The following is a 2,716-nucleotide window of genomic DNA, read 5'->3' on the forward strand; positions in this document are numbered from 1 at the left end:
ATGAGCGAGAAAACAGGAGAAAACATTACTTTAAAGTGGGAGGAACATGAACATGAATATGAATACAGATATCACTGTTGATACGAAAGGTATGGCTTGCCCGATGCCGATCGTCAAGGCGAAGAAAGCGTTGGATAGCCTGCAACAAGGTCAAATTATGGAGGTTCTGTCTACGGACAAAGGATCCGTGAATGATTTTCAGGCTTGGGTCAAACAGACGAACCACGAACTCATTCAGCACGTAGAAGAAGACGGCGTTTATAAATTTTACGTTCGCAAAGTATAAAAAAATAAGCGGGACCCGGAAGGGCCCGCTTATTTCGCCTCGTCATATACGATAGTGACGCCAAGGGAACAGTAACTTTCTTCGGTATAATGCCCTTGGGGGCAAGTTTTCGTGCTGCATGCCATGTCGTTTTTCGCTTTCAACTTTTGATTGCACACCGGGCATTTATCTTCGAAAAGGCTTTTTAATTGTTGAAGCAATTGGATCACCTTATTTCTGATGAGTTTACTTGGATTTAATTATAACCTGTATTCACCTTGATGTCACGCCTTATAGAAAACTTTACGACAGGAGGGTGTCATGGATTTCTTACTGCTCATTGTCATGGTGCTCATCGGTCTGGTCGGCTCTTTCTTTTCGGGGTTGCTCGGTATTGGCGGCGCGATTATCAATTATCCCCTCCTACTGTATATTCCATCCCTTTTCGGTGCGGCACACTTTACCGCCCACGAAGTTTCCTCCATCAGCATGTTCCAAGTCTTTTTCGCTTCTCTTGCGGGTGTTATCGCGTTCCGGAAAAAAAGCAAAAAGGGAGGAACGGGCGTCGTCAATAAACAGCTAGTCCTTTACATGGGGAGCAGCATTCTTGCCGGCAGCCTGGTCGGCGGCTTTGTTTCGGGTATGTTGAACGGGGATGTCATCAACCTGATTTACGGCATCCTTGCGGTACTGGCCGTCGTGCTGATGCTCGTTCCCAACCGGGGGAAACAACAGGAAACGGACGACCTCCGTTTCAACAAAATCATTGCCATTACCGCGGCATTTGTAGTAGGTATCGTTTCCGGAATCGTAGGGGCCGGCGGCGCGTTTATCTTAATTCCCATTATGCTCACCGTTCTCAAAATTCCCACGCGCACAACGATTGCGTCATCGCTCGCGATTGTTTTCATTTCGGCTATCGGAGGCGTCATCGGGAAAATGACGGGCGGGGATATCCCTCTGTGGGCGACGGTATATACAGTCATCGGCAGTTTGATCGGAGCACCGATCGGCACGATGGTCAGTTCGAAAATCAACGTGAAGGTGCTTCGATATGGTTTGGTCGTCCTGATCGTACTCACGGCCATTAAAGTGTGGTCGTCGATTTTGTAAATGAATAAATCGTATCTGTAAACATTTGCCGCGGTAAAAGGATTGCATTCTTTTTTATTGTTCACTACTATACTTATAGGGGTATATGTAAAAATTCATGAGAGAGAAGGTATGTGACGAGGATATGGCAAGAGATAAAACGACAATCGTGCTCTTCAGCGGCGATTTGGATAAAGCCATTGCGGCATTCATCATTGCGAACGGAGCTGCGGCGTATGATCACGAGGTGACGATCTTCTTCACGTTCTGGGGATTAAACGCGCTTCGCCGTGCCGAACCGATCAAGACGAACAAAGGCCTGCTCGAAAAAGCGTTCGGATGGATGATGCCGCGCGGCGCGAAGAAGCTGGGCTTGTCGAAAATGAACTTCGGCGGCCTGGGACCCCAGATGATCAAGCATGTCATGAAAAAGCACAAGGCCTTGTCGCTGCCCGAGTTGATTGAGTTGGCTCAAGAACAAGGCGTGAAACTGGTCGCCTGTACGATGACGATGGACTTGCTCGGTCTGAAACAGGAAGAATTGATCGATGGTCTGGAGTATGCAGGAGTAGCCGCATATCTGGGGGACGCCGCGAACGGCAAAGTAAACTTGTTCATTTGAACAAGCGGGTATGAACTTATTATTTTTTTCTTTATACTATACCCATACACGTATAAGGAGATGTGGACTTTGAACTACGAATACAGCGACGAAATCAAAACCCGGCTGCGCAGAATCGAAGGACAAGTTCGCGGGGTGCTGCGTCTGATGGAGGAAGGGAAGACCTGCAAAGAAGTCGTTGCACAGTTGTCCGCTGTTCGCAACGCATCGGACAAGGCTATCGCTCAGATCGTTGCGGAGAATCTGCAGCAATGCATCCTGGCGGAACAGGCCGCCGGTAATGATACGGGAAAGATGGTTAAAGAAGCTGTGGAGCTTCTGGTAAAGAGCCGATAAAACGCAACAAATAACAATCTGAAGGAGAGAAAAACATGGCATTCAAGATTCCAAAGCAAATTACTCCGCAAGAAGTTGCAGCCCGTCTGAAATCAGGAGAACCTCTGATGTTGCTGGATGTACGCGAACCGGCGGAATGGGCGGAAGGACACGTGGCCGGAGCCAAACATATTCCCCTCGGTCAATTGGGCGAACGTCGCAACGAACTGAACCCCAAGCACGAAACCATCGTGATTTGCAGAAGCGGCAACCGGAGCGGACTCGCATGCGAACTGCTCAGCGAACAAGGATACAACGTCATTAACATGACGGGCGGACTCAATAATTGGACAGACGAACTGGTTCGGGATTAAACGAATAAAGGAGCCATTCCTGTAATGAAGTAATTTGCCCTTTGAAAA

5 protein-coding genes are annotated in these 2,716 nt (G+C 48.2%); all 5 read left to right on the forward strand.

What is annotated here, in order from left to right:
* Window positions 1–58: 58 nt before the first annotated feature.
* Window positions 59–286: a sulfurtransferase TusA family protein gene (locus tag PT964_RS26235; RefSeq protein WP_274366317.1), complete on the forward strand. Its 228-nt coding sequence runs from the start codon at window positions 59–61 to the stop codon at window positions 284–286.
* A gap of 300 nt (window positions 287–586) precedes the next feature.
* Window positions 587–1,378: a sulfite exporter TauE/SafE family protein gene (locus tag PT964_RS26240; RefSeq protein WP_274366316.1), complete on the forward strand. Its 792-nt coding sequence runs from the start codon at window positions 587–589 to the stop codon at window positions 1,376–1,378.
* Between the two features lie 124 nt (window positions 1,379–1,502).
* Window positions 1,503–1,979: a DsrE/DsrF/DrsH-like family protein gene (locus tag PT964_RS26245; RefSeq protein WP_041049389.1), complete on the forward strand. Its 477-nt coding sequence runs from the start codon at window positions 1,503–1,505 to the stop codon at window positions 1,977–1,979.
* Between the two features lie 69 nt (window positions 1,980–2,048).
* Window positions 2,049–2,315 (forward strand): metal-sensitive transcriptional regulator, encoded by a 267-nt coding sequence (locus PT964_RS26250; RefSeq protein ID WP_041049388.1) that lies wholly within the window; start codon window positions 2,049–2,051, stop codon window positions 2,313–2,315.
* Between the two features lie 35 nt (window positions 2,316–2,350).
* Window positions 2,351–2,668 (forward strand): rhodanese-like domain-containing protein, encoded by a 318-nt coding sequence (locus tag PT964_RS26255; RefSeq protein WP_041049387.1) that lies wholly within the window; start codon window positions 2,351–2,353, stop codon window positions 2,666–2,668.
* Window positions 2,669–2,716 lie beyond the last annotated feature (48 nt).

This window comes from Paenibacillus thermotolerans, from assembly GCF_028745515.1.
GTDB lineage: Bacteria > Bacillota > Bacilli > Paenibacillales > YIM-B00363 > Paenibacillus_AE > Paenibacillus_AE thermotolerans.

Bases quoted from the DNA above. Each gene is read 5' to 3' on its own strand.
- PT964_RS26255 (WP_041049387.1), top strand. From the start codon at position 2,351: ATGGCATTCAAGATTCCAAAGCAAATTACTCCGCAAGAAGTTGCAGCC.
- PT964_RS26245 (WP_041049389.1), top strand. From the start codon at position 1,503: ATGGCAAGAGATAAAACGACAATCGTGCTCTTCAGCGGCGATTTGGAT.
- PT964_RS26240 (WP_274366316.1), top strand. From the start codon at position 587: ATGGATTTCTTACTGCTCATTGTCATGGTGCTCATCGGTCTGGTCGGC.
- PT964_RS26235 (WP_274366317.1), top strand. From the start codon at position 59: ATGAATACAGATATCACTGTTGATACGAAAGGTATGGCTTGCCCGATG.